Genomic DNA, 24,877 nt, shown 5'->3' on the forward strand with positions numbered 1-24,877 from the left:
GCAATTCGAGTGAGGCATGCTGTCGCACTCCTTCCTTCCATGGCAGAGATTTGGTCGCTCGCTTTTTGGGGTGACTTGCTTGTGGCAAGGGCAAAGGGGAATGGAAGTGCGTCGTTTTGCAATCGTTGGGGCTAGCCTGCTTTTCATCACGGGATTTGCCAGCGCGGCGTCAGCCGCTGACCTGCCGGAGCGTAGCTGGACCAAGGCTCCGCCATTGGTGGCTCCCGCGTTCAACTGGTCCGGATTCTACGCCGGCGTGAATCTGGGCGGCGGCTGGTATGATGGCGGGAATATCACCACCAGCAGCAATGTCGTTTCGATCGTCGGCCCCAACAACATCGTTCGTGTCCCCGTTTCGGACCGTAGCCAGGCGGGCATCACCGCTGGTGGACTGCTCGGATACAATTATCAGATCGACAGGGTCGTCCTCGGTGTGGAAGCCGACTTCAACTATGTCGACCTGAACTCTTCCCGGAGTGGAAGCACCACCGTCACTTTCATTGACGGCTCGACAGGAAGCTACAATTTTCAAAACACCAGCAAGATCGACTGGTTCGGCACCGTGCGGGGGCGCATCGGCTTTGTGCCGACCGAGCGCCTGCTGATCTATGCGACAGGCGGTCTGGCCTATGGCGAGGTGAAGACCAATATCGTCAATTCGGAAGCCTTTTCCACGGGCCTCTCGCGGCTCTGGCTTGGCAGCAACTCCGACGTCCGCGTCGGTTGGACCGCCGGCGCCGGCCTCGAATATGCCTTTACCGGCAACTGGACGCTGCGCGGCGAATACCTCTATGTCGATCTCGGCGGAAGCGGTACGACCGCGACATTCCAGGGCACGGATCCGGTGGAGAGCCAGATCCGTTACAATGCCAGCCGCGAGAACAGGTTCAGCATTGCTCGCGCTGCGTTGAGCTACAAGTTCTGACACCGGCCTGAGCAAAGGCCCTGCGTTCTCTCTCCCGCAAGCGGGAGAGATGAGGCGCGCATGCCAGATCGGTCCATTCCTTTCATGCTAGCGGCGGGACAGCCTCGGATTGGCGAGAGGCGGCTTGCTCGGTGCCTTTGCGCAGGCCGCCCAGCCATCGCCTGATGTCGTCGAGATAGATGTAGACGACCGGCGTCGTGAACAGCGTCATCAGCTGCGAGACGATCAACCCGCCGACGATCGCAAATCCCAGAGGCTGGCGCAGCTCCGAACCGGTTCCGGTGCCGATCATCAGCGGCACGCCGCCGAGCATCGCGCACATCGTCGTCATCAGGATCGGGCGGAAGCGGGCCTTGCAGGCCAGATAGACCGATCGCTCGGCGGAGAGGTGCTGGTGGCGTTCGGCCTCCAGCGCGAAGTCGATCAGCATGATGCCGTTCTTCTTCACGATGCCGATCAGCAGGATGATGCCGATCAGCCCGATCACGTCGAGGCCGAAGCCGAAGGCCCATAGCGCAAGCAGCGCGCCGAGGCCGGCGGAGGGCAGGGTGGAGAGGATCGTGACCGGATGGATCGTGCTTTCATAGAGCATCCCGAGGATCAGATAGACCGCGACGATCGCCGCAACGATCAGCATCGGCGTGCTGGCGAGCGCCGCCTGGAACGCCTGCGCATTGCCCTGGAAGCTGGTGGCAACGGTCGCGGGCATGTGCATATCGGCGGTCGCCTTCTGGATGGCGGCGACCGCCGTTCCGACCGCCGCGCCCGGCGCGAGATTGAAGCTCAGTGTCACCGACGGGAACTGGCTCTGATGGTTCACGGCGAGCGGCGCGGTGCCGTAATCGATGCTGGCGATCTGGCTCAGCGGCACCATCGATCCGGCGGACGAACGGATATAGATGCGGTTGAGCGCATAGGGGCCGAGCTGGAACGACGGATCGACCTCGAGGATCACGTAATAGGTGTTGAGCGCCGTGAACAGCTGCGCGACATGGCGTTGGCCAAATGAATCATAGAGCGTGTTGTCGACCGCTGCCGGATCGATGCCGAGGCGGGCGGCCGCGTCGCGGTCGATCTCGAGCTTGAGCTGGCGCGCGGCGTTGGCCTGGTCGGTGGCGACGTCGGCGAGCTCCGGCAGCGTCTTCAGCTTCTGATACAGTTTGCCGGCCCACAGATTGAGCTCGTCCTGGTTCACGTCGGTGAGCGTGTACTGATACTGCGTCTTGGACAGGCGGCTGGCGAGATTGATGTCCTGCGTCGCCTGCAGGAACACCGACATTCCCTTGATCTTCTGCAGCGCGGTGTCGAGCTGCCTGATCACCTGATCCGCGGAAGCAGAGCGCTCCGCTTTTGGCTTCAGCAGCACGAACAGGCGGCCATTGTTCTCGGTGACAGTCGGGCCACCCGGGCCGATATAGCCGGTCGCATTGGCCACCGCAGGGTTCTTCGCGATGATGTCGATGGCGCTGCGCTGCAAGGTTGCCATCTGCGCCGGCGAGACGTCAGCCGATGCCTCGGTGATGCCGGTGATCATGCCGGTGTCCTGTTGGGGAAAGAAGCCCTTGGGGATCGCGACAAAGAGCAGGCCGGTCACCACGATGCTGGCCAGCATGATCGACAGCGTCGTGGCCTTGAAGCGCAGCGCCACGGCGAGCAGCCGCTCATAGCCGGTCTCGATCGCGACAAAGCCGCGCTCGAGCGCACGCGACACCCGGCCGGCGCCGGCGCCTTGGTTCGGCGACAGCAGATAGGCGCACATCATCGGCGTCAACGTCACCGAGACGACGACCGACACCAGGATGGCGACGCACACCGTCACCGCGAATTCCTGGAACATGCGGCCGATCACGCCGCCCATCATCAGGAGCGGAATGAACACCGCAACCAGCGAGACCGAGATCGAGATGATGGTGAAGGCGATCTCGCCCGCCCCCTTCAGCGTCGCCTGCATCGGGGAGAGGCCCTCCTCGATGTGCCGGGAGATGTTCTCGATCATCACGATGGCGTCGTCGACGACGAAGCCGACCGCGATCGACAGGCCCATCAGCGAGAGATTGTCGAGGCTGTAATTGAGCAGGTACATCACGCCGAACGTGCCGATCAGCGAGATCGGGACCGAGACGGCGGGGATGATGGTCGCCCACAGATTGCGCAGGAACAGGAAGATCACGCCGACCACCAGCGCGATGGTCAACAGCAGGGTGAACTGCACGTCGGCGACGCTGGCGCGGATGGTCTGCGTGCGGTCGGACGCGATCTGGACCTTGATGTCGGACGGCAGGCCCGAGACCAGCTGCGGCAGCAGCTTCTTGATGCCGTCCACCGTGCTGATCACGTTGGCGCCGGGCTGGCGCTGGATCGCGAGGATGACGGCGGGCTTGTCGTTGTACCAGCCGTGCAGCGTGACGTCTTCCGCGGCGACGATGGCCTGGCCGACGTCGCGCAGGCGCACCGGCGCGCCGTTGCGATAGGCGATGATCAGATCGTCATACTTGCTCGCGACCAGCACCTGGTCGTTGGTGGCAAGCGTGTAGGCCTGCTGATTGCCGTAGAGCACGCCCTTGGGCTGGTTCACGGTGATGTTGCCGAGCGTGGTGCGCAATTGCTCGAGGTCGAGGCCCGCGGCGGCGAGCTTGGCCGGATTGACCTGCACCCGGATCGACGGCTTCTGCATGCCGCCGATCGTCACCAGCGCGACGCCGGGCACCTGCGACAGTTTCTGGGCCAGGATGCTGTCGGCGTAATCGTCGACCTTGGTCAGCGGCTCGGTGTCCGACGTCAGCGCGATCAGCAGCACCGGCACGTCGGCTGGGTTGACCTTGTGGAAGGTCGGTGGCGACGGCATGGTCTTGGGCAGTTGCCCGGCTGCGGCATTGATCGCGGTCTGCACGTCCTGCGCGGCCGAATCGACGCTGCGGTTCAGGGCGAATTGCAGCGTGATCTGAGTGTTGCCGAGCCCGCTGCTCGAGCTCATGCCGGTCAGGCCCGCGATCTGTCCGAACTGCCGCTCCAGCGGCGTCGCGACCGAGGAGGCCATGGTCTGCGGGTCGGCGCCGGGCAGCTGCGCCGTCACCTGGATGGTCGGGGTGTCCACCGTCGGCAGCGCCGAGACCGGCAGCCGCACAAAGGCGACCATGCCGACCAGCGTGATCGCGATGGCGAGGAAGGCGGTTGCGACCGGCCTGCGAATAAAACCTTCGGAGATATTCATGGCAGCATGCCTGCGCTTGCGGTGGTCGCGTTCTGGACCAGGTCCTTCTTGTCGTCGGGCACGATCTCGGCGGTCGCCCCCGGACTGAGCCGGTACTGGCCGGCGGTGACGACGGTCTCGCCTGCCGCGAGGCCCTGCTCGATCAGGACCTGTCCCTCACGCGATTGACCGGTTGTGACATTGCGCACGCTGACGACGTTGTTGGGGCCGACCACATAGGCGAAGGCCCCGCTTGGACCCTGCAGCACCGCCGTCAGCGGCACAGTGAGCGCGTTGTGGCTGACAGCAACGGTCAGATGGACGTTGACGAAGTTGCCGGGCCACAGCATGCGGCCGGCGTTGGGGAAGGACGCCTTCAGCCGCACCGTGCCGGTCGAACTGTCGACCTGGTTGTCAATCAGCATCAGGCTGCCGTGGTCGAGCTTCTGCTGGTCCTTGGCATCATAGACATCGACTGACACCATCCCGGATGCGAGCGCCTGCTGCACCCGCGGGATGTCGGCGGACGGCAGCGTGAAGATCACCGCGATCGGCTGCAGCTGGGTCAGGACCACGAGCCCGTTGAGGTCGGACGGCTGCACGATGTTGCCGGGATCGATGCGGCGGATGCCGGTGACGCCGTCGAACGGCGCGGTGATGGTGGTGAAGCTCAGCTGTGTCTGCGCGGCCTCCAGCGCCGCCTTGTCGAGCGCGACCGTGCCCTCGCCCTGCGAGACCAGCGAATTCTGGGTATCGAGCAGCTGCTGGGTGGCAAAGCCGCGGTTGGCGAGCGGCTGGGTTCGCGAAAGGTTGGTCCTGGCGTTCTTCAGGCTGGCCTCGTCGCGGGCCAGCGCGGCCTCGGCCTGATCGACCTGGGCCTCATAGACCCGCGGGTCGATCTTGGCGAGCACGTCGCCGCGCTTCACCTGCTTGCCCTCGACAAAGTCGACGCTGTCGAGCGTGCCCTGCACCTGGGTGCGGATCGTCGCGGTGTTGATCGGCGTCACCGTGCCGAGCCCTTCGAGCACGATCGGCACGTCGTGCTGCAGGACCTTGGCCGCCGTCACCGGAACGGCTGGTGTGGCCGCCTTGGCCTGGGCCGCCGCGGGCACGTGATCTGTGCGGCCGTCGCGCAGGTGCACGAGATACGCGCCGGCGCCGATTGCGGCGGCGATCGCCAGACAAGCGCTGGTGATCATGAGGGCCTTCGGTGTCATAGGTCGCCAACTCCATCTTTTGTCCGGCGGCTGATCGTTGCGACCAGCTCGAGAACGAAGGTTTCAGTGACGCTCGCTGCCGCGCCCGCACCGCGGCCGGCCGTCAGGTCGAGTGTGATGATGCGTGCGTCGAGGTCGGCTGAGCGCAGCGCGCCGATGAGATTGCCGCGCAGCTCCTCATCGCCGTCGCGGCGAATGACAAGCCGCAGCGCCGTGACCGTGGGCACGATGCGAAACGGCAGCGCGCCGCAGGGGACGTCGATCGCGACGATGCCGCCGCACGGCAATTCGCCCTGCAGCGCCAGTTCGAGCATGCTGCGCGCGACCGGCCCTTCGCCGAGCAGGATCAGCTGGCGCGGCGTCATGCCGGAGCGGCTGAGCGCGGCCGCAACGCCGCTCAGGATGTCGGCATAGCCCGGTTCACCCAGCATGATCGGCAACCACGTCGCAAGCGGCGTCAGCGCCCGCCAGCGCGCGAAGGTTTCGGGGATGGCGACAGCCGGTGCGTCCGGTGTGACCAGGACACCGACCAGCACGCTCGCAGGGGTGCGAACCGGTCTTGCGGGAACTGCGCTGTGCAGGATCTCGGACATGCCCGGAAGCTGGGCCTCGCCGCGATATTATTCAAATGAATTGTCTTTATTCACCAATTCATTTCGTGCATGATGGGTATATGCGGCTGCGCAATCTCGACCTCAATTTGCTCCTGGTGTTCGACGCAGTGATGCGCGAGCGCAGCGCTGTGCGCGCGGCCAGCGCGCTTGCCCTCAGCCAGCCGGCGGTCAGCCACGCACTGAACCGGCTGCGTCACGCGCTCAAGGACAGGCTGTTCGTCCGCACGCCATCCGGCATGCTGCCGACGCCGCGCGCGGAGGCGCTGGCGCTGCCGATCCGCAAGGCGCTCAACGAGTTGCAGCTCGCGGTCGAGGGCGATCAGTTCGATCCGGCGCAGGCGAACCGGCGCTTCACCATCGCGGTGAACAATTATGCCGCGGTGGTCGCGGTCGGGCTGATCCTCGCGGCCGCGCGGGCGCAGGCGCCGAAGGTGCGGCTGACGCTGCTGCCGAGTGGCACCTTGAATCTTGCCGACCGGCTCGACCGCGGAGAGCTCGATCTCGCGATCTCCTCACGCGCGCTTGAGAGCGAGCGCTTTGCCTCGCAGCGCTTGATCGAGGACCGCTTCGTCGCGGTGCTGAGGGCCGGGCATCCGGCCTTGAGGAAGAAGCTGACCGCCGAGCTGCTGGCCGGCCTGCCGCATCTTGCGATCACCTCCAGCGGCGAGAATCTGGACTTCGTCGACGCCTGGCTGCAGGCCCGCAATGCCGAGCGGACCATTGCCGCCGATGTCCCCTATCTGTCCGCCGGCGCGGTCCTGGTGCAATCCAACATGGTTGCGATCCTGGGGCGAAAGCTCGCGCTCGAATTCCGCCGCGCCTATCCGATCGAGATGCGCGAATTGCCGTTCGACGCAGCGAAGCTGCAGAGCGTCATGAGCTGGCACCGCCGCTTCGACGATATGCCGGCGCACCGCTGGCTGAGAGACACCATCGTTGCTGCCACGGCCGGCATTTGAGATCGCTGCCTTGCGGCAGGCCAGCGGTCAACCCGGCGCGCGCTCGACGGCATGCCGCAGCCACACCATGCCGCCCTCCAGCGTCTCGCAATGGGTGAGCCGCAGCGACTGCCCGGCGCCGGGCCGGTCGCCTTCCGGGCCATGATAGTCGACGATGCCTTGCGATCCGGCGACGCCGTCGACCGCCGGATGGATCAGCGTGCTGAACTCGTCGATCAGCCTGTGCTTGAGGAAGGCGCCGTTGATCCCGCCGCCGCCTTCGAGCAGCAGCGTCCTGGCGCCGAACAGGGCGGCAAGCTGCGCCATCGCGCTCGCCAGATCATCGCCCTGCGCGCCGGCAAAGAGGTAGGACGCGCCGTCCTCGCGCAGTTCGGCGAGATGGGCATCGGAAACCTGTTCGCCGAGCACCGCGACGGCGTGATCGCCGCCGACATTGTCCTTGCCGAAATGCACGCGGCCCGACGGATCGATGCCGATCGCGAGCTTGCGGCCATCGCGATGGCCGAGATGCGGCTCGCGCGACAGTTTCGGTGCGTTGGCGATGTGCCGCTGCGATCCCTTCGCCATCTCGTTCATGGTGACGCGACCGATGATCCATCCGTCGGCGTCGAATTCGTCATGGATCCGTTCGTAATGAGAGCGCAGCACGTCGGCGGGGATGCCGGCGGCGGGTTTGGTGAAGCGGCTGGGATGGAGCCGGCCGTCGATCGACGTGCCCATGTGGCAGATGATGTGGGGTCGCATAGGCTAACTCTTCGGTGGAGCGGCGCGGTGACAGCGCCGGGGGAGGGGCAAGCTCTGATTTAGAGTGGTCGAGCCACGTTCTCAATGCCGATAACGCGGCAGTGTTTGGTAACATGCCCGCCGAATGGAACCAGCCGTGCCGCTCCACGTCTCTCCTCACGTCTCCTTCGCGTATTGCTCGTAAAGCCGGGCTGCATTGTCCCAGCGAATGGCCTCCATGTAGACGTCGACATAGCGCGCCGCTGCAGCGCCGAAGTCCATGTGATAGGCGTGCTCATACATATCGAGCACCAGGACCGGGCGGCCGCCGGCGAGCGTCGTCGTGTGATCCGCGGCCCATTGGTTGACCAGCCGCTTGTCGCGGGGCGAGTAGGCGAGGATCACCCAACCGGAACCGCCACCTTCCGCCTTGCCCATCGCCGCGAATTCCGCCCGCCAGCGCTCCATGCTGCCGAAGTCGCGCGTGATCGCCTCGGCGAGCGTACCGCCCGGTTTGCCCGCGCCGCCGAGCCCATCGAAATAGACTTCATGCAGGATCATCGAGTTCGCTGCGATCAACTCCTCGCGCTTCAAGCCGTTGATCACGAAGTTCGGTGCCTTGGCGAAGTCGAGTTCGGCTAGCTGTGTGCCGATGGCGTTGAGCCGCTTCACCGCGCCGACGTAATTGTTCTCGTAGTGGCTGATGAGGATCTTCTCGGAGATGCCGCTGATCGATTTTGGATCGAACGACATCGGTTTTGCCTGATAGGACATGGCCCTGGCTCCTGTCTGCTGGTTGGTTTCGGCAGCGGCGCGGTTTGCACCCAGCACGACTGCCGATGCTGTGGCTACGCCGGCCGCGGCGATGAAGTTGCGGCGCTCTGTGTCGATGGTCATCGGCTCCTCCTGATGTTGAGCAATGCCGGTTCGCTTGGATCAAAGGTGCGAAAGTTCGATGCGTCAGGGCCGCGGCGCTATTCCTTCGAAAGCCCGACGATGGTCCGGAATCCCGAGATATCCTGCACCGAGAACGCGACGGGATCGCCGAAGCGGACCGCGTTGAACAGCAGGCCATCCTGAACCTTGAACGGTTCTGTCCGATCCGGTGACAGACGTATCCTGATCGTATCGTTGCGTTCGTCGATGCTGTCGACGACGCCGCGCAAGGTCTGGGTCGACGGCGGATGGATGGCAGCCGCCTCGGCCAACGCGACGACGGCTTGCTGGTTTTCGCTGACCTCGGTTGGTGCCGCGAGAGCCATCGCAGGCCAAAGTATGACAACGCACAGCGCCAAAGTTGATTTGGTCATGATCGTTCCTCGTTCGCTTCGATTTCGGTGTTTCGCTGAGGTTTCAGTTCTGTTCCTTGACCTGACCGCTGCTGTCGATCACGAGCCTCACGGGCTTGCCGTTCTTCATCGCCTTGGCCGTCATGCCTTCGGCCGTCGATTTGACGTCGCTGATGTCGGCGTAGCCGGCGGCCTGAAGTTTTGTGACGAGCTCGTCCTGGGTCATGGCATGGGCGGGCACGGCGGCGCCCGCGATCGCGAGCGCAAGGATCAGGTGAGAGAGTTTTCGCTTCTGCATGGTCGGTTCTCCTGGTTGTGTTGTGCTGCCCCAGGTTCTTGTGATGCGCGCCTGTCTCAGCTCAGATGATGCCCGCCAGGCGCAGCAGCACGCCCGCGCCGCAGGACGCGGCGAGGACGCTGAGCATCCCCACATTGAAGCGGAAGATCGCAATCGCGGCGGCCACCGACAGCGCAAGCGCCGGCCAGTCGATACTGCCTGGCACCGGCGCGTCGAACGACAGGCCAAGCCCGTGCACCGGGAAGGTTTGCCGAAACAGCGTGTGCAGCGCGAACCAGATCGAGAGGTTGAGGATCACGCCGACTACGGCGGCGGTGATCGCCGACAGCGCGCCGGCCAGCACCTTGTTGCCGCGCAGCGCTTCGATGTAGGGCGCGCCGACGAAGATCCACAGGAAGCATGGCGTGAAGGTGACCCATGTCGCGAGCAACCCGCCGAGCGTGGCGGCGAGCATCGGCGGCAGCCCGCTGGCCTCGCGGAACGCGGCCATGAAGCCCACGAACTGCACCACCATGATGAGCGGTCCGGGCGTGGTCTCGGCCATGCCGAGCCCGTCCAGCATCTCGCGCGGGCTGACCCAGTGGTAATATTCCGCGGCCTGCTGCGCGACATAAGCGAGCACGGCATAGGCCCCGCCGAATGTCACCATCGCCATCTTGCTGAAGAAGATCGCGATCTGGCTGAACACGTCGTTGGGGCCGAGCGCAATGAGAATCCCGAACACCGGAACCAGCCAGAGCGCGAGCCACACGGCGCCGACCCGCAAGGCGCGTGACGCGCTGGGCCGGACATGATCCGGCACCGCCTCGCCAAGCATGCTGTCGATCACGGCGGAATTCTTGCCGCCATGTTCGATGGCCGCAAATTCGCTCCGGCCCAGGCGTACCCCCACGAGGCCGGTGACAGCCGCTAATCCGATGATCAGCGGAAACGGCACCGCGAAGAAGAAGATCGCGACAAAGGCTGTCGCCGCGAGCGCGATCATCACCCGGTTGCGCAGCGCGCGCTTGCCGACCCGCACCACGGCCTGGATGACGATGGCAAGCACCGCTGCCTTCAGGCCGAAGAACAGCGCCTCGACAAACCCGACATTGCCGTACGCGGCATAGATATAGCTGAGGCCCATGATGGCGAAGATGCCGGGCAGGATGAACAGCCCGCCTGCCACGATGCCCCCGAGCGTCCGGTGCAGCAGCCAGCCGATATAGGTCGCCAACTGCTGCGCCTCCGGCCCCGGCAGCAGCATGCAGTAGTTGAGGGCGTGCAGGAAACGCCCCTCCGATATCCAGTTCTTCTCCTCGACCAGGATGCGATGCATCACCGCGATCTGGCCGGCCGGTCCGCCAAAGCTCAGGATGGCGACGCGCATCCACACCAGAAGCGCCTCGTTGAACGAGATGCCGTGGGCGTGCTCCTGTCCGCGCGCCTTTGGGTCCGCTGCGACGTCGGTCATGGCTTCACCTTGCTGGTCGGCCAATTGTGCGTTTCCCGGGTCGCGTCGCGGCACCATCGATAGAAGGCGTCGTAGAGCATAAGGCCGGCGCTCAATTGCTCGAGGTCGTCGTCGAACATGCGCGACAGGCCGAGCGAGGCGGCGAGCAATCCGGGCGCCTCCGGCGAAAGATCGAGCCGCGCGGTATCTGCGGCCCGCACCATGGTGGCGAGCCGCTCCAGCGCCGGCGTCGAGAGACCGAATTCCTTGACCATGATGTCGAAGGTGCAGAGTTCGCCGCGATGGCTCCAGAACACGTTCTCGATGTCGAACGGCGTGGCCCCAAAGCGTTCGGCGACAGCCTCGACCTCCGCTGATGCGACGAACAGGAATACGGCCGCGGGATCGACAAAGCGGCGGATCAGCCACGGACAGGCGATGCGGTCGATCTTCGGCCGTGATCGCGTCACCCAGACGGTACGGCCGCGCCCGTCGCGTTTCGGAATCTTGTCGGCGGGAACGGTGGGAAGCTCCGCCGTTTTCCAGCCGAGATGGCCGCCCTCGAGAACCTCGGCAGCAATGTTGCCGCATCGCAGCCAGGCGGCGGTGCCTTCGGCGAGCTTCTGCCCCTTTTGGCAGATGACGACCACGGACTGGCCGGAGAAGCGGGAAGCCCAGTCCTGGACGTCGCGATGGGAGTGTCTGATCGCGCCCGGGATCAGCTGCGGATCGGCGGCGAAATCCTCATCGAGGCGAACGTCGACGAGCGTCGGCGCCTTGGCGGTGCCGATGAGACGAGACAATTTTTCGGATGAGATCGATGTGTATGACGACATGGTGCGCCCTTGGTGAACAGGACGCGATTCTTGGGCATGTCGCCTCGCGGGGAGATCGCACATCCCCGTGGCTGCAATAAAAGACGAATGTCCGTTGCTGTCAACGGTCTTGCCGAAGCGGATTCATGAGCGATTGAAGCGGATCACCAAAAGTTCACCGTCTATGACAGGGACGGTGTCGGTGCTGAACCTCGCTCTCAACCGCTCAGCGGGATTGGTTCCACTTCCATCTTGAAACCTGCGCGCGGTCGTCTAGATTCCTCGCTACGGGGAAAAGGCAGACTCCCCGTGAGACCTCGGTCCAAGCTCTGCGCGACACCCAACCCGTCGTGGAGCTTTGATATGGACACCGAACAGCACACACCCCGTCGTTCCAGAATAGCTATCCTGTGGCGTGGCGATGCCGCGGCGCGCCGGGAGGCGACCCCACACAACAACCGTTTCGTCCGCGTCTTCGAAGCGCTCGAAGCCTCCGGCATCGAGGCTTGTCCCGTCGTCTATGACGAGAGTTTCGCCGATGCCGTCCGCGACCAGTTGCTGACGATGGACGGCGTCCTCGTCTGGGTCGATCCGATCCATCAAGGCAAGACGCGCGCGGCGCTCGATCCACTGCTGCGCGAGGTCGCGTCGAAACATCCGACGCAACATCCGTGGGTCAGCGCCCATCCGGACGTCATCCTCAAGATGGGCGTCAAGGAGGTGCTCTACCGGACCCGTCATCTGGGTTGGGGCGCCGACACGCATCGCTACGCCACCGCCGACGCCTTCCGCGCCGAATTCCCGTCGCGCCTGCGCACAGGTGGTCCACGCGTGCTCAAGCAGAACCGCGGCAATGGCGGGCAGGGCGTCTGGAAGGTGGAAGCGTTGCCGAATGCGGACGCGACGGTTCGCGTGCTCCACGCGCTGCGCGGCAGCCAACCCGAGGAGATGCCGCTGGACGCCTTCATCGCGCATTGCGAGCCGTATTTCGGATGGGGCGGCTGCATCATCGATCAGGCTTTCCAGCCGCGGCTGCCCGAGGGCATGATCCGTTGCTATGTCAGCGGATCGAAGGTCGCGGGCTTCGGGCACCAGCTGATCAAGGCCTTGATCCCGCCGCCTCCAGAGGGCCCCGACGCACCCGAGGCCCAACCCGGACCGCGCATCATGCACGGTCCCGATGCCCCGCAATTTAGGACGTTGCGACGGCTGATGGAGGACGAATGGATCCCGCAGTTGATGGCGACGCTGGTGATCGATGAAGCGTCGCTGCCGGTGATCTGGGATGCGGACTTCCTCTACGGTCCGCGCGATGCCGATGGCGCCGACACCTACGTGCTCTGCGAGATCAATGCGAGCTCGTGCTTCGCGATCCCCGACGAGGCGCCGGCCGCGATCGCGCAGACGGTCAAAGAGCGTGTTCGCCGGAGCATGGAGAGCGTGAGGTGAGCACGCCCTTTAGGCTCCCTCCCCACGCAACCGGGGCTTACCGATCGGCACCCGGCTTTCCCTCCGCCCTCTGCTTGAAGAGAGGGTGGAACGAGAAGCAAGCCTCGGACAATTCATGTCGCGAGAATGCGAAGCTGCGTCCACATTCACAACTGTCATCGCCCGGCTTGACCGGGCGATCCAGTACGCCGCGGCCTCTCGGCTCATGCTCCGGCGTCTCTGGAATACTGGATCACCCGCATGCGCGGGTGATGACACCGAACAAGCTGTTTGACATTCGAATTTGAAATCGGTTCGACGCAGATCGCTGCATCGCCCGCTACTTCGCCCGCATTGCCTCGGGCGTGTCCGGTTGCGCGGACGGATGTGCCCTGGCGAACGCCGGCAGCGCCATTGCGGTCTCGTGGATGCGCTTCACGGTCGGCCAGGGCGACAGGCTGATCTGCTGATTGATCGCCGCGGTGACGTGGCCGACCAGGCAGATGTCGGCAAGGCCCGGCGTGTCGCCGTGGCAGAACTGGCCGGTGGCCTTGTGGCCGGCGAGGTGGCCCTCGAGCGCCGCCAGCGTCTCGACTGTCCAGTGCCGCCGCCACGCATTCTGCTGGCTGTCGCGCAAATCGAGCTCGCGGTCGAGATAGCGGCGCACCCGCGGCGTCAGCAGCGGATGGCCCTCGCAGGCGACGATCAGCGCAAGCCCGCGCACCCGGGCGCGGCCAAGCGGATCGGCCGGCAGCAGCGGCGGCGTTGGATAAATCTCGTCGAGATAGTCGATGATCGCGAGCGACTGGAACAGCACCGTGCCGTCGTCCGTCACCAGTGCCGGTAGCGCCATCTGCGGATTGATCTTGCGATAGGCATCGGCGCGATGCGTGTCCGCATCGATGTCGACGAACACGACCTCGGCCGGCACGCCTTTCAGATTGAGCGCAATCCGGACCCGAAAGCTCGCCAGCGACCGCCAGAAGGAGAAGAATTGCATGGGGGAACTCCGCTCGTCATGCGCGTGCAAAAGCGCGAAGCGCGTCTTCGCGCAGATGACCCGCGCATCCATCGATCTTCGCAAGAAGATTGTTGGAAGATGGATCGCCGGGTCAAGCCCGGCGATGACACGTCTTGGCGAGGCCTACCCCGCGCCCACCTTCTTCTTCCGCCAGGCGAGGTGCACGGCGCAGGTGCAGCCCTGCGGATGCGAGGCCAACTCCTCGTCATTGGCGGGCGTCGCGGCGGGCGCGATCGGCTGCCCCTTGGCGCCGTCCTGCGACGGGATGTAGTTGAGCACCGGCGCAAGCCAGCGCTCGACCTCGGCGACCGTCATGCTCTTGCGCGCGGCATAGTCCTCAACCTGGTCGCGTTCGATCTTGCCGACGCCGAAATAGAAGCTGTCGGGATGCGAGAAATACAGGCCCGAGACCGACGAGCCCGGCCACATCGCAAAGCTCTCGGTCAGCTTCACGCCGGCCGTGGTCTCGGCATCGAGCAGCGCGAACAACGTCCGCTTCTCGGTGTGGTCGGGCTGCGCCGGATAGCCGGGCGCGGGGCGGATGCCGTCGTATTTCTCGAGGATCAATTCGTCCGGCGACGCGCTCTCGTCCGGCGCGTAGCCCCAAAACTCCTTGCGCACGCGCTGGTGCATGCGCTCGGCAAAGGCTTCGGCGAGACGATCGGCCAGCGCCTTGCACAGGATCGAGGAGTAGTCGTCATTGGCGTTCCTGAAGCGGTCGGCGACCGCGTCCTCGCCAATGCCGGCGGTGACGACGAAGCCGCCGATATAGTCGGGTACGCCGCTGTCGACAGGCGCGACGAAGTCCGACAGCGCGGCGTTGAAGCGGCCCTCGCGCTTCTCGAGCTGCTGGCGCAGCGTATGGAAGGTCGCGATTTTTTGCTTCCGCGTCTCGTCGGCATAGACCTCGACGTCGTCGCCGACGGCATTCGCCGGCCAGAAGCCGATGGTGGCGCGCGCGGTGAACCACTTCTCCGCAATGATGCGGTCGAGCATCGTGCGCGCATCATCATAGAGGGAGCGGGCGACCTCACCGACCTTGGGGTCGTCGAGGATCGCCGGGAAGCGGCCGGTCAATTCCCAGGTCTGGAAGAACGGCGTCCAGTCGATGTACTGGGCGAGCTCCGCGAGGTCGTAGGCGTCAAAACTCTTCAGCCCGAAGAAGGCCGGCTGCTTCGGCGGCGCTGCCGCAAAGTCGATCGCGACCTTGTTGGCGCGCGCGTCAGGAAGCTTCAGCCGCTTCTTGTCGGCCTGGGCGCGGAAATGCGCCGTCGAGATCTTGGCGTATTCGGCGCGCACCTCGGCGGCATAGGCCTGCTTCTTCTCGGCCGACAGCAGCGAGGAGGCGACGCCGACGGCGCGGCTCGCGTCGTTGACATGCACGACCGGGCCGCCCGGATAGTTCGGGTCGATCTTGACAGCGGTATGCACGCGGCTCGTCGTCGCGCCGCCGATCAGGAGCGGCAGGTTCATGCCCTGCCGTTCCAGTTCGCCGGCGAGGAAGCTCATCTCGTCGAGCGAGGGCGTGATCAGGCCGGACAGGCCGATGATGTCGGCGCCCTCGGCCTTCGCGGTCTCGATGATCTTGTTGGCGGGCACCATCACGCCGAGGTCGATGACCTCAAAATTGTTGCACTGGAGCACAATGCCGACAATGTTCTTGCCGATGTCGTGGACGTCGCCCTTCACGGTCGCGAGCACGATCTTGCCCGCGGCATTGCGGCCGCCGGTGATGCCGTTGGCGAGGTTGCGCGCCTTCTCCTCCTCCATGAACGGCATCAGATAGGCGACCGCCTGCTTCATCACGCGGGCCGATTTCACGACCTGCGGCAAAAACATCTTGCCGTCGCCGAACAGGTCGCCGACCACGTTCATGCCGGCCATCAGCGGACCTTCGATGACGTCGAGCGGGCGGGTGGCGTTCTGGCGGGCGGCCTCGGTATCAGGCTCGATGAACTCGGTGATGCCGTGCACCAGGGCATGCGACAGCCGCTTCTCGACCGGCCATTCGCGCCAGGCGAGATCCTGCTCCTTGGTCTGCTTCTCCTTGCCGCGGAATTTCTCGGCAAGCGCCAAGAGCCGCTCCGACGCGCCGGGATCGCGGTTGAGGATGACGTCCTCGCAGGTCTGGCGCAACTCGGGGTCGATGTCGTCATAGACGATCATCTGTCCGGCATTGACGATGCCCATGTCCATGCCGGCATGGATGGCGTGATACAGGAACACCGAGTGCATCGCCTCGCGCACCGGCTCGTTGCCGCGGAACGAGAACGACAAATTGGAGACGCCGCCGGAGATGTGGGCGCCTGGCAGGTTCTGCCGGATCCAGCGCGTCGCCTCGATGAAGTCGACGCCGTAATTGTTGTGTTCCTCGAGGCCGGTCGCGATCGCGAAGATGTTCGGATCGAAGATGATGTCCTCGGGCGGGAAGTCGAGCCGGTTGACCAGGATGTCGTAGGCGCGCTTGCAGATCTCGGTCTTGCGCGCGAACGTATCGGCCTGGCCGGTCTCGTCGAACGCCATCACCACCACGGCGGCGCCGTGGCGCTTGGCGACCAGCGCTTCGTGCAGGAATTTCTCCTCGCCTTCCTTCATCGAGATCGAGTTCACGATCGGCTTGCCCTGGATGCACTTCAGGCCGGCCTCGATGACGTGGAATTTCGAGGAATCGACCATTACGGGCACGCGCGCGATGTCGGGCTCGGCCGCAACGAGGTTGAGGAACGTCACCATCGCCGCTTCCGAATCGAGCAGGCCCTCGTCCATGTTGACGTCGATGACCTGGGCGCCGTTCTCGACCTGGTCGCGTGCGACCTGAAGCGCCGCGGTGTAGTCGCCCGCGGTGATCAGCTTACGGAAGCGCGCCGAGCCGGTGACGTTGGTGCGCTCGCCGACATTCACGAATGGAATTGCGTCGGTCAAAGTGAACGGCTCGAGGCCGGAGAGCTTGAGCCGCGGCTCGATGTCAGGCACCGCGCGCGGCTTGTGCGGGGCGACGGCCCTGGCGATCGCGGCGATATGGTCGGGCGTGGTGCCGCAGCAGCCGCCGACGATGTTGACGAGGCCGGCGGCGGCGAACTCGCCGATCAGCCGCGCCATGTAGTCCGGCGTCTCGTCATACTGGCCGAACTCGTTGGGCAGGCCGGCGTTCGGATAGGCGCAGACCAGCGTGTTGGCGACGCGGCCGATGTCGGCGATGTGGGCGCGCAAATCCTCGGCGCCGAGCGCGCAGTTGAAGCCGATCGTGATGGGCCTGGCATGCCGCACCGAATGCCAGAACGCCTCCGGCAATTGTCCGGAGAGCAGGCGGCCTGACTTGTCGGTGATGGTGCCGGAAATCATCACGGGCACGTCGATGCCGCGCTCCTCGATGATCTCGGCGATCGCATACAGCGCCGCCTTGGCGTTCAGCGTGTCGAAGATGGTCTCGACCAGCAGCAGGTCGGCGCCGCCATCGAGCAGGCCCTTGGCCTGTTCGCCATAGGCCTTGCGCAAATCGTCGAAGGTGACCGCGCGATAGCCGGGATTGGAGACGTCGGGCGAGATCGAGGCGGTGCGGTTGGTCGGGCCGAGTGCGCCGGCGACGAAACGCGGCTTGCCGTCCTCGGCGCTCACCCGCTCCGCTGCGGTGCGCGCCAGCCGCGCGCCCTGCAGGTTGAGCTCATAGGCGAGGTCCGACATGTCGTAGTCAGCCTGCGCGATCGAGGTCGAGGAGAAGGTGTTGGTCGCGACGATGTCGGCACCGGCGCGCAGATAGGCGGCGTGGATGTCCGTGATCGCCTCAGGTTGGGTCAGGATCAGGAGATCGTTGTTGCCCTTGATGTCGCGGTGGAAGTCTGCAAAGCGCGCGCCGCGGAAGGCGGCTTCATCGAACTGCAGGCCCTGGATCATTGTGCCCATGGCGCCGTCGAGCACCAGGATGCGCTCGCGGGCAGCCGCGAGCAAAGCGTTACGCTTGGGAGAAACGGGAACGGACATGTGTCAGGCAGCTTTCTGGGCACCGTTCGGCCGGATGCCGAGCAAATGGCTGATCGCGAACACGAGGTCAGCGCGGTTCATGGTGTAGAAGTGGAAGGTGTCGACGCCGTGCTTGAACAGCTTCTGCACCTGACCGGCGGCGACGGTGGCAGCGACCAGCTTGCGGGTCTCGGCGTCGTTGTCGAGGCCCTCGAACTTCTCGGCGAGCCAGTCCGGCACGCTGGTGCCGGCGCGGGTGACGAAATTGCGGGCCTGCTTGAAATTGTGCATCGGCATGATGCCCGGCACGATCGGAATCTCGATGCCGCGCGCCCGCACCCGGTCGACATAGCGGTGGTAGAGGTCGTTGTCGAAGAACACCTGGGTGATCGCGCGCGCAGCGCCGGCGTCGACCTTGGCCTTCAGCGTATCGATGTCGGCGTCGAAGTCAGCGGCTTCCGGATGCTTCTCGGGATAGGCGGACACCGAGATCTCGATATCGGCGTGGCGCCGCTTGATGGCGGCGACGAGCTCGGCCGAGCTCTGGTAGCCGTCGGGATGGGTGAAGTAGGGCGTACCGATGCCGCCGGGCGGATCGCCGCGCAGCGCCACGATGTGACGGACGCCGACCTCATGGTATCGGTCGACGATGTCGTCGATCTCGCCGCGCGAGGCGCTGACGCAGGTCAGATGCGCGGCCGGCAGCAGATCGGTCTCGCGCAGGATGCGCGTGATGGTGGAATGGGTACGCTCGCGGGTCGAGCCGCCGGCGCCGTAGGTGACCGAGACGAAGTTCGGCGTCAGCGGCGCCAGCCGGTTGATGGTCTCCCAGAGATTGCGCTCCATCTCCTCGGTCTTCGGCGGGAAGAACTCGAAGGAGATTTTCGGCGTCTTCGGCGCACGCTGCCCGTTCGGCACGGAGGAAATCGTCTCGGTCATGATACGCAAGGGCTCCGCAACTGGAGGGCAGACGTCTGGCCTGGATATGATCTGCGTAAGATAGGCCAAACGGGTTGGATCAAACAGCCCATCGGATATGGGAAATTGCCCATTGAATGCGTCGAGATGGCAAAAATTGACCATCGCGAGCCGATAGTGGGCAAGGCGTTCTCTTTGATAGTGGTGCGGTTAATAACTTGAATTATATAGATAAAAACTATGTTATGCGATTGGTTGGAGGTCAAAAAGCGGCTATGGGCAGTCAGGTACGTCAGTGAATCGTTGTATTTCGTCCCAAAATCCGTGGCTGCCGATGCCGACCTTCCGGTGTGGGGCTGCCCTGCGCGGCCGGGGCCTTTGTCGCCCCGTGGCGCCACACTAGGTTGACGGCCATGATTCCGCTCTCCGTCCTCGACCTGTCCGTCGTCACCACAGGCTCAAGCCAGCCGTTGCGCTCCGCAACAGCATCGATCTGGCGCGCCATGTCGATGGTCTCGGCTACACACGCTACTGGCTCGCCGAGCACCACAACCTCGCTTCCGTCGCGAGCCCGGCACCCGATCTGATGATCGGGCAGATCGCGGCGGTGACGCAGCATATCCGCGTCGGCTCCGGCGGGGTGATGCTGCCCAACCATGCGCCGCTCGTGATCGCTGAGCGCTTCAAGATGCTGGAGGCGCTGTTTCCCGGCCGGATCGATCTTGGGCTTGGCCGCGCGCCCGGCACCGACGGCGCCACGGCTTACGCGCTGCGCAGCCGGCTCGATCGCCGCGAGGGCGACGATTTCCTCGAGCGGCTGCATGAGCTGACCTTGTGGGAGACGCGCGATTTCCCGGCCGGCCATCCCTACAACAACGTGGTGGCGATGCCGGACGATTCGCCGCTGCCGCCGATCTGGCTGCTCGGCTCGAGCGACTATTCCGCCGAGCTCGCCGCGCAAGTCGGGATGGGCTTTGCGTTCGCGCATCATTTCGCGACCCATGACGCTGTCGCGGCGATGACGAATTATCGTGCGCATTTCAAGCCGTCGGGCTGGCGCGCGACGCCGCAGGCGATTCTCGCAGTCGCCGTCGTCACGGCGGAGACCGACGCGGAGGCCGAGCAGCTCGCGATGTCGATGGATCTCAACCGGCTGCGCCGCGACCGTGGCCAATATCTGCCGCTGCCGAGCGTCGAGGAGGCGCAAGCCTATCCCTACACCGACGCCGAGCGTGCCTCGATCGCGCGCAACCGCGCCCGGTTGTTCGTCGGCAGCCCTGCGACCGTGATGACCAAGCTGCAGCCGCTGATCGCGGTGAGCCAGGCGGACGAAGTGATGGTGATATCAGCGGTCTACGATCACGACGCACGGAAGAAGTCCTACAGCCTGCTGGCCGAGGCATTCGGGCTTGCGAAGAACGACGCCGCATCATGATCGTCGTCCCGGCGCAGGCCGGGACCCATACGCCGCGGCGCCGGTTATTGAACAAGCTGGTTGTCGCCGTGCCGCTTACGAAGGCCGGTGGTTATGGGTCCCGGCCTGCGCCGGGACGACTCGTGGAGAGAGACTGCGCTCGCTCCGCCTACTCCTGCGTCTCGCTAAACGTCGCGCGGAACGGATGGCCGGGATAGACGCCGATGATGCGGAATTCGCGCGAGAAGAATTTCAATTCCTCCAGCGCAAAGGCGAGCCCGCGGTCGTCAGGATGACCGTCGACGTCGGCATAGAATTGCGTGGCGAAGAAATTGCCGTCGACCATGTAGCTCTCGAGCTTGGTCATGTTGACGCCGTTGGTGGCAAAGCCGCCCATCGCCTTGTACAGCGCGGCGGGCAGGTTGCGCACCCGGAAAACAAAAGTGGTGACCAGCGGCCCCGAGCCCTGCGCCGCCCATTTGGCCTCGCGCGCCAGCACCACGAAGCGGGTGGTGTTGTGGGCCTCGTCCTCGATGTCCTCGGCGAGAATGTCGAGGCCGTAGATATCGGCGGCGAGGCGGGAGGCGATCGCCGCCACGCTCTTGTCGCCGCGCTCGGAGATATCGCGGGCGCTGCCGGCCGTGTCGCCGGCGACGATCGGCCTGATCCCTAGTTTGCGGATGATACGCCGGCACTGGCCGAGCGCGTGGACGTGGCTCTCCACGCTCTTGATGTCGGCGAGCTTGGTGCCCTTGACCGCCATCAGCTGGTGGCGGACCGGCAAAAACCATTCGCCGACGATGAACAGGCCGGAATCCGGCAGCAGATGGTGGATGTCGGCGACGCGGCCGGCGACCGAATTCTCGATCGGGATCATGCCGAGATCGGCCTCGCCCGAGGTGATCGCGGCCAGCGCGTCCTCGAAGGTCGCGCAAGGCATCGGCTCGGCGTCGGGATAGGCCTCGACGATGGCGATATGGGAATTGGCGCCAGGCTCGCCCTGGAATGCGATTTTCAGCTTCTTGGTCATGGGTTCTTTCCTGCGGCGCCTTTTAGCACCCGGTCAGGCTTTGGAAAGTATTCTGCGGGCGGTTTCGAGATCGGCCGGGGTGTCGACGCCGCGCGGTACGGTGTCGACGATGGTGATGTCGATCCGCATCCCGGCCTCCAGCGCGCGCAGCTGTTCGAGCTTCTCCTGCTGCTCCAGCGGCGAGGGCGGCAGCGCCACGAAGCGCTGCAAAGCGGCCCGGCGGTAGGCGTAGAGGCCGATATGATGGTAGCGCGGTCCGTCGCCATAAGGCGCCGTGGCGCGGGTAAAATACAGCGCGCGCAAACGATTTGCCCCGATCGGCGAGCCCACCGCCTTGACGACGCTGGGGGCCCGATCCTCCTCCTCGGTATGGATGCGCGAGGCCAGGGTCGAGATATCGACCGCGGGATCGTCGAGCGCCGGCATCACGCTGCGGATGGTCTCAGAGGTGATGGTCGGAAAATCGCCCTGCAGATTGACCACGATCTCGGCACGGCCGTCCGGGTCGAGGGTCGTCATTGCTTCATGAATCCGGTCCGAGCCCGAGGGATGCTCGGTGCGGGTCATCACGACCTCGCCGCCGGCAGCCTTCACCGCTTCAGCGATCTCAGCCGTGTCGGTGGCGACCGCGACCCGGCCGATCCCGGCCTCCTCGGCCCGCCGCAGCACGTGGACGATCATCGGCGCGCCCGCGATATCGAGCAGCGGCTTGCCGGGCAGTCGGGTGGCGGCCATGCGGGCCGGAATCAGCACCAGGGTGCGGGGTTGGGTCATTCGTGTCGGGGCCCGTCCGGCCTGCGGAAATTGCCGGGGAGGAGGTTGAATTCGGCGCGTTTATACGGGTTGCCAGAGCGCGGGCAAACCGATATCTCAACCCTGCTTGGGGCGGTGCGATAAGGCCGATTCCCAAGTCTTTCCCCGCGGCCGTATTCCCGGCCTGAAGTCGACATTCAAGGCCCGGAGCCTGACCCGAAATGGACTCCTTCGAACTCAACAAAATTCTCGGTGCGCTTCTCGGCACCTGCATCGTCGTCCTGGTGATGAGCTTTGCCGCCGGATCGGTGTTTTCCGCGAAGCTGCCGGAAAAGCCGGGCTTTGAGATCGCGGTGAAGGAAGAGTCCCATGGTGGCGGCGAGGCGGCTGCGGCCGCATCCGAGCCGATCGAGAAGTTGCTGCAGACCGCCTCGGTCGAGAAGGGCGCGGCGGCCGCCAAGAAGTGCCAGGCCTGCCATACCTTCGAGAAGGGCGGTCCCAACCGCGTCGGTCCGAACCTGTTCGGCGTCGTGAACGAGGCCAGGGGCGAAGGCCGTGGCTTCAATTTCTCGGCGGCCATGAAGGCCAAGGGCGGCAACTGGAGCTTCGACGACCTCAACAAGTTCCTGACCAATCCGAAGGGCTTCATCCCGGGCACCGCGATGGGCTTCGCCGGCGTTCCGAAGGACAGCGAGCGCGCCGACATCATCGCCTATCTGAATTCGAACTCGGAGCATCCGGCGCCGCTCCCGACCGCTTCGAAGTAACGATTTGCTTCGCGCAAGCATGTGGATGAAACGGCCAGGCAATGCCTGGCCGTTTTCGCATGGGCAATCCGCTGTCGCGGGGTTGTTATAGGGACGTTTCGCCGCACCGATATTGTTCCCGGGCTGACATCATGAGGAAAAAGCAACGTAATTTGTCGAACCGTTGCCTTATATTGGGTCCCATGTAACCGGGGCCGCAAGCAGGAAGAGCGAATTTGCCGATCACCCGACGACACCTCCTTCAAGGCAGCGCACTGGCGGCAATGGCTCCGGCGCTCGGACTTAACCTCGGCATCTCGGCGATCACGCCGGCGCTCGCCGACGACGCCCCCAACGGGCTGAAATGGCGGCACGGCCTCTCGACCTACGGCGAAATCAAGTACCCGGCCGACTTCAAGCGCTACGATTACGTCAAGCCGGACGCGCCGAAGGGCGGCGTGGTGCGGCTGTTCCAGCCCGGCACCTATGACAGCTTCAACCTGGTCGTCGCCGGGTTGAAGGGCACGGTCTCGGCGGCGGTCAGCCGCATCTATGACTCGCTGATGGAAGCCTCGCTCGACGAGCCCGACACGTATTATGGCGAACTCGCCGAGGCTGCGGCCTTTCCCGATGATTTCTCCTATGTGATCTACCGGCTGCGGCCGGGTTCGCGCTGGCACGACGGCAAGCCCGTCACGCCGGAGGATGTGATCTTCTCCTTCGAGGCGTGGAAGACGAACAGCCCGATGTTCAGCGCCTATTATCGGCATATCGAAAAGGCCGAGAAGATCGGCGATCGCGACATCAAGTTCACGTTCGACAGCCCGGGCAACCGCGAGCTGCCGATGATCACCGGCCAGCTCATCATCCTGCCCAAGCATTGGTGGGAAGGCACCGACGCGCAGGGCAAGAAGCGCGACATCACCGCGAGCACGCTGGAGCCGCCGCTCGGCTCGGGTCCTTACCGGATCAAGGAGTTCGTTGCCGGACGATCGGTGGCGCTGGAGCGCGTCAAGGACTACTGGGGCAAGGACATCCCGATCGCGATCGGGCAGAACAATTTCGAAGAGCTGCGCTACGAGTATTTCCGCGACGACACCGTCGCGCGCGAGGCGTTGAAGGCCGACCAGTTCGATTGGTACGGCGAGCGCAGCGCAAAGGAATGGGCTTCGGCCTACGACGTTCCGCCGGTGCGCGAGAAACGGCTGCTCAAGGAGCTCTTCACCGTCCGCAATCAGGGCCGGATGCAGGGCTGGGTGTTCAACCTGAGGCGTCCGAAGTTCGCCAATGCCAGGCTGCGCCGCGCCTTCAATTATGCGTTCGATTTCGAAGAGATGAACCGGGTGCTCTCGACCGGCGAGTATCATCGCGATTCCAGCTATTTCGACGGCATCCCCGATCTGATGGCGACCGGCCTGCCGGAAGGCAAGGAACTCGAGATCCTGGAGACGGTGCGCGACAAGGTGCCACCGGAAGTCTTCACGACGCCCTACACGGATCCGGTCGGCGGCACGCCAGAAAACGTCCGCGCCAATCTGCGCGAGGCGACGCGGCTCCTGAAGGAAGCCGGTTTCGAGATCCGCGATCGCAAGCTGGTCGATGCTTCCGGTCAGCCGTTCACGGTCGAGATACTGGGCAACAGCGGCGATGCCGGGATGGAGCGGATCTCGCTGTTCTACAAACCGAGCCTGGAGCGTCTCGGCATCACCGTCAATCTGCGCGCCGTCGATACCGTGCAGTACCAGAACCGGGTGCGCGATTTCGACTTCGAGATGACCACCCAGGTGTGGGGGCAGTCGATCTCGCCCGGCAACGAGCAGCGCGACAATTTCGGCTCGCAGGCTGCCGACCGGCCAGGCTCGAACAATCTCCCCGGCATCAAGAATCCGGCCGTCGATGCCATCATCGAGCGGATCATTTTCGCCAACAGCCGCGCCGATCAGATCGCCGCCGCCAAGGCGATGGACCGGGTCTTGCTCTGGAACTTCTATCTTGTTCCGCACTTCAATTACGACAAGCAGCGCTATGTCTATTGGGATCGCTTCAGCCATCCCGATCCGCTGCCGAAATACGGCGTCTCGGGATTCCCGAATCTCTGGTGGTACGACGCCGACAGGGCAGCCAAGCTCAAGCGTTCATAAGATTAAG

Annotated in this window: 19 protein-coding genes and 1 pseudogene; 6 read left to right on the plus strand and 14 right to left on the minus strand. The window is 64.7% G+C overall.

Annotation, left to right across the window (positions count from 1 at the left end):
* Positions 1-16 precede the first annotated feature (16 nt).
* Entirely contained in the window at positions 17-925 is a 909-nt protein-coding gene (locus HAP48_RS19610; RefSeq protein ID WP_166211138.1) for an outer membrane protein, read from the plus strand.
* A gap of 82 nt (positions 926-1,007) precedes the next feature.
* Here HAP48_RS19610 and HAP48_RS19615 read toward each other — a convergent pair whose 3' ends face one another.
* Genes HAP48_RS19615 through HAP48_RS19625 form a run of 3 tightly spaced genes read right to left on the minus strand, consistent with a single transcriptional unit; the run spans position 1,008 to position 5,925 of the window.
* Positions 1,008-4,136, minus strand: a complete 3,129-nt coding sequence (locus HAP48_RS19615) for an efflux RND transporter permease subunit (protein ID WP_166211135.1) — start codon at positions 4,134-4,136, stop codon at positions 1,008-1,010.
* The gene (locus HAP48_RS19620) at positions 4,133-5,314 is read right to left on the minus strand and encodes an efflux RND transporter periplasmic adaptor subunit (RefSeq protein ID WP_166211132.1); all 1,182 of its coding nucleotides are present in this window, start codon (positions 5,312-5,314) and stop codon (positions 4,133-4,135) included. The genes HAP48_RS19615 and HAP48_RS19620 overlap by 4 nt, the downstream gene beginning before the upstream one ends.
* Before the next feature lie 14 nt (positions 5,315-5,328).
* On the minus strand, positions 5,329-5,925 hold the full coding sequence (locus HAP48_RS19625) for a hypothetical protein (protein WP_224496513.1): 597 nt from the start codon (positions 5,923-5,925) through the stop codon (positions 5,329-5,331).
* Positions 5,926-6,005: 80 nt separating this feature from the next.
* Between HAP48_RS19625 and HAP48_RS19630 the strand changes: the two genes are divergently transcribed.
* Positions 6,006-6,905, plus strand: coding sequence for a LysR family transcriptional regulator (locus HAP48_RS19630; protein WP_166211129.1), 900 nt, complete (start codon positions 6,006-6,008; stop codon positions 6,903-6,905).
* Between the two features lie 27 nt (positions 6,906-6,932).
* On the opposite strand, the gene HAP48_RS19635 is transcribed toward HAP48_RS19630, so the two are convergent.
* From HAP48_RS19635 to HAP48_RS19660, 6 genes are all read right to left on the minus strand, one after another.
* Positions 6,933-7,649, minus strand: coding sequence for a dihydrofolate reductase family protein (locus HAP48_RS19635; RefSeq protein ID WP_166211126.1), 717 nt, complete (start codon positions 7,647-7,649; stop codon positions 6,933-6,935).
* A 156-nt stretch (positions 7,650-7,805) separates the two neighbouring features.
* Positions 7,806-8,402 carry a superoxide dismutase gene (locus HAP48_RS19640; protein ID WP_166216216.1) on the minus strand — a complete coding sequence of 199 codons (597 nt, stop codon included), beginning with the start codon at positions 8,400-8,402 and terminating at the stop codon, positions 7,806-7,808.
* Between the two features lie 200 nt (positions 8,403-8,602).
* Positions 8,603-8,938, minus strand: coding sequence for a copper-binding protein (locus HAP48_RS19645; RefSeq protein WP_224496514.1), 336 nt, complete (start codon positions 8,936-8,938; stop codon positions 8,603-8,605).
* Between the two features lie 43 nt (positions 8,939-8,981).
* Positions 8,982-9,215, minus strand: a complete 234-nt coding sequence (locus tag HAP48_RS19650; protein WP_166211123.1) for a PepSY domain-containing protein — start codon at positions 9,213-9,215, stop codon at positions 8,982-8,984.
* A gap of 61 nt (positions 9,216-9,276) precedes the next feature.
* A complete protein-coding gene (gene chrA, locus HAP48_RS19655) occupies positions 9,277-10,668 on the minus strand; it encodes a chromate efflux transporter (protein WP_166211120.1) in 1,392 nt (463 codons plus the stop codon).
* A complete protein-coding gene (locus HAP48_RS19660; RefSeq protein WP_166211117.1) occupies positions 10,665-11,483 on the minus strand; it encodes a chromate resistance protein ChrB domain-containing protein in 819 nt (272 codons plus the stop codon). The genes chrA and HAP48_RS19660 overlap by 4 nt, the downstream gene beginning before the upstream one ends.
* A 342-nt stretch (positions 11,484-11,825) precedes the next feature.
* Between HAP48_RS19660 and HAP48_RS19665 the strand changes: the two genes are divergently transcribed.
* Entirely contained in the window at positions 11,826-12,911 is a 1,086-nt protein-coding gene (locus tag HAP48_RS19665) for a Cj0069 family protein (RefSeq protein WP_166211114.1), read from the plus strand.
* A gap of 319 nt (positions 12,912-13,230) precedes the next feature.
* Here HAP48_RS19665 and maiA read toward each other — a convergent pair whose 3' ends face one another.
* The 3 genes from maiA to metF all read right to left on the minus strand — a co-directional run bounded on the left by maiA (position 13,231) and on the right by metF (position 18,807).
* On the minus strand, positions 13,231-13,890 hold the full coding sequence (gene maiA / locus HAP48_RS19670; protein WP_166211111.1) for a maleylacetoacetate isomerase: 660 nt from the start codon (positions 13,888-13,890) through the stop codon (positions 13,231-13,233).
* A gap of 144 nt (positions 13,891-14,034) precedes the next feature.
* Complete coding sequence (gene metH, locus HAP48_RS19675) at positions 14,035-17,889, minus strand: methionine synthase (protein ID WP_166211108.1); 3,855 nt, start codon at positions 17,887-17,889, stop codon at positions 14,035-14,037.
* Between the two features lie 3 nt (positions 17,890-17,892).
* Positions 17,893-18,807 carry a methylenetetrahydrofolate reductase [NAD(P)H] gene (gene metF / locus HAP48_RS19680; RefSeq protein ID WP_166211105.1) on the minus strand — a complete coding sequence of 305 codons (915 nt, stop codon included), beginning with the start codon at positions 18,805-18,807 and terminating at the stop codon, positions 17,893-17,895.
* A 392-nt stretch (positions 18,808-19,199) separates the two neighbouring features.
* On the opposite strand from metF, the pseudogene HAP48_RS19685 reads away from it, so the two are divergent.
* Positions 19,200-20,221 (plus strand): annotated as a pseudogene (locus HAP48_RS19685) (LLM class flavin-dependent oxidoreductase).
* A 148-nt stretch (positions 20,222-20,369) separates the two neighbouring features.
* Here HAP48_RS19685 and HAP48_RS19690 read toward each other — a convergent pair.
* Complete coding sequence (locus HAP48_RS19690) at positions 20,370-21,230, minus strand: prephenate dehydratase (RefSeq protein ID WP_166211102.1); 861 nt, start codon at positions 21,228-21,230, stop codon at positions 20,370-20,372.
* A gap of 33 nt (positions 21,231-21,263) precedes the next feature.
* Entirely contained in the window at positions 21,264-22,004 is a 741-nt protein-coding gene (locus HAP48_RS19695) for a 3-deoxy-manno-octulosonate cytidylyltransferase (RefSeq protein WP_166211100.1), read from the minus strand.
* A gap of 200 nt (positions 22,005-22,204) precedes the next feature.
* Between HAP48_RS19695 and HAP48_RS19700 the strand changes: the two genes are divergently transcribed.
* Together HAP48_RS19700 and HAP48_RS19705 are read left to right on the plus strand one after the other, a co-directional pair.
* Positions 22,205-22,750, plus strand: a complete 546-nt coding sequence (locus tag HAP48_RS19700) for a c-type cytochrome (protein WP_166211097.1) — start codon at positions 22,205-22,207, stop codon at positions 22,748-22,750.
* Between the two features lie 263 nt (positions 22,751-23,013).
* Positions 23,014-24,870, plus strand: coding sequence for an extracellular solute-binding protein (locus HAP48_RS19705; RefSeq protein ID WP_175612414.1), 1,857 nt, complete (start codon positions 23,014-23,016; stop codon positions 24,868-24,870).
* Positions 24,871-24,877 lie beyond the last annotated feature (7 nt).

The sequence above is a fragment of the Bradyrhizobium septentrionale genome (assembly GCF_011516645.4).
GTDB lineage: Bacteria > Pseudomonadota > Alphaproteobacteria > Rhizobiales > Xanthobacteraceae > Bradyrhizobium > Bradyrhizobium septentrionale.

Bases quoted from the DNA above. Each gene is read 5' to 3' on its own strand.
- HAP48_RS19640 (WP_166216216.1), bottom strand. From the start codon at position 8,402: ATGTCCTATCAGGCAAAACCGATGTCGTTCGATCCAAAATCGATCAGC.
- chrA (WP_166211120.1), bottom strand. From the start codon at position 10,668: ATGACCGACGTCGCAGCGGACCCAAAGGCGCGCGGACAGGAGCACGCC.
- HAP48_RS19665 (WP_166211114.1), top strand. From the start codon at position 11,826: ATGGACACCGAACAGCACACACCCCGTCGTTCCAGAATAGCTATCCTG.
- HAP48_RS19645 (WP_224496514.1), bottom strand. From the start codon at position 8,938: ATGACCAAATCAACTTTGGCGCTGTGCGTTGTCATACTTTGGCCTGCG.
- HAP48_RS19625 (WP_224496513.1), bottom strand. From the start codon at position 5,925: ATGTCCGAGATCCTGCACAGCGCAGTTCCCGCAAGACCGGTTCGCACC.
- metF (WP_166211105.1), bottom strand. From the start codon at position 18,807: ATGACCGAGACGATTTCCTCCGTGCCGAACGGGCAGCGTGCGCCGAAG.
- HAP48_RS19695 (WP_166211100.1), bottom strand. From the start codon at position 22,004: ATGACCCAACCCCGCACCCTGGTGCTGATTCCGGCCCGCATGGCCGCC.
- HAP48_RS19650 (WP_166211123.1), bottom strand. From the start codon at position 9,215: ATGCAGAAGCGAAAACTCTCTCACCTGATCCTTGCGCTCGCGATCGCG.
- metH (WP_166211108.1), bottom strand. From the start codon at position 17,889: ATGTCCGTTCCCGTTTCTCCCAAGCGTAACGCTTTGCTCGCGGCTGCC.
- HAP48_RS19705 (WP_175612414.1), top strand. From the start codon at position 23,014: ATGGCTCCGGCGCTCGGACTTAACCTCGGCATCTCGGCGATCACGCCG.
- HAP48_RS19700 (WP_166211097.1), top strand. From the start codon at position 22,205: ATGGACTCCTTCGAACTCAACAAAATTCTCGGTGCGCTTCTCGGCACC.
- HAP48_RS19615 (WP_166211135.1), bottom strand. From the start codon at position 4,136: ATGAATATCTCCGAAGGTTTTATTCGCAGGCCGGTCGCAACCGCCTTC.
- HAP48_RS19660 (WP_166211117.1), bottom strand. From the start codon at position 11,483: ATGTCGTCATACACATCGATCTCATCCGAAAAATTGTCTCGTCTCATC.
- HAP48_RS19630 (WP_166211129.1), top strand. From the start codon at position 6,006: ATGCGGCTGCGCAATCTCGACCTCAATTTGCTCCTGGTGTTCGACGCA.
- HAP48_RS19620 (WP_166211132.1), bottom strand. From the start codon at position 5,314: ATGATCACCAGCGCTTGTCTGGCGATCGCCGCCGCAATCGGCGCCGGC.
- HAP48_RS19690 (WP_166211102.1), bottom strand. From the start codon at position 21,230: ATGACCAAGAAGCTGAAAATCGCATTCCAGGGCGAGCCTGGCGCCAAT.
- maiA (WP_166211111.1), bottom strand. From the start codon at position 13,890: ATGCAATTCTTCTCCTTCTGGCGGTCGCTGGCGAGCTTTCGGGTCCGG.
- HAP48_RS19635 (WP_166211126.1), bottom strand. From the start codon at position 7,649: ATGCGACCCCACATCATCTGCCACATGGGCACGTCGATCGACGGCCGG.
- HAP48_RS19610 (WP_166211138.1), top strand. From the start codon at position 17: ATGCTGTCGCACTCCTTCCTTCCATGGCAGAGATTTGGTCGCTCGCTT.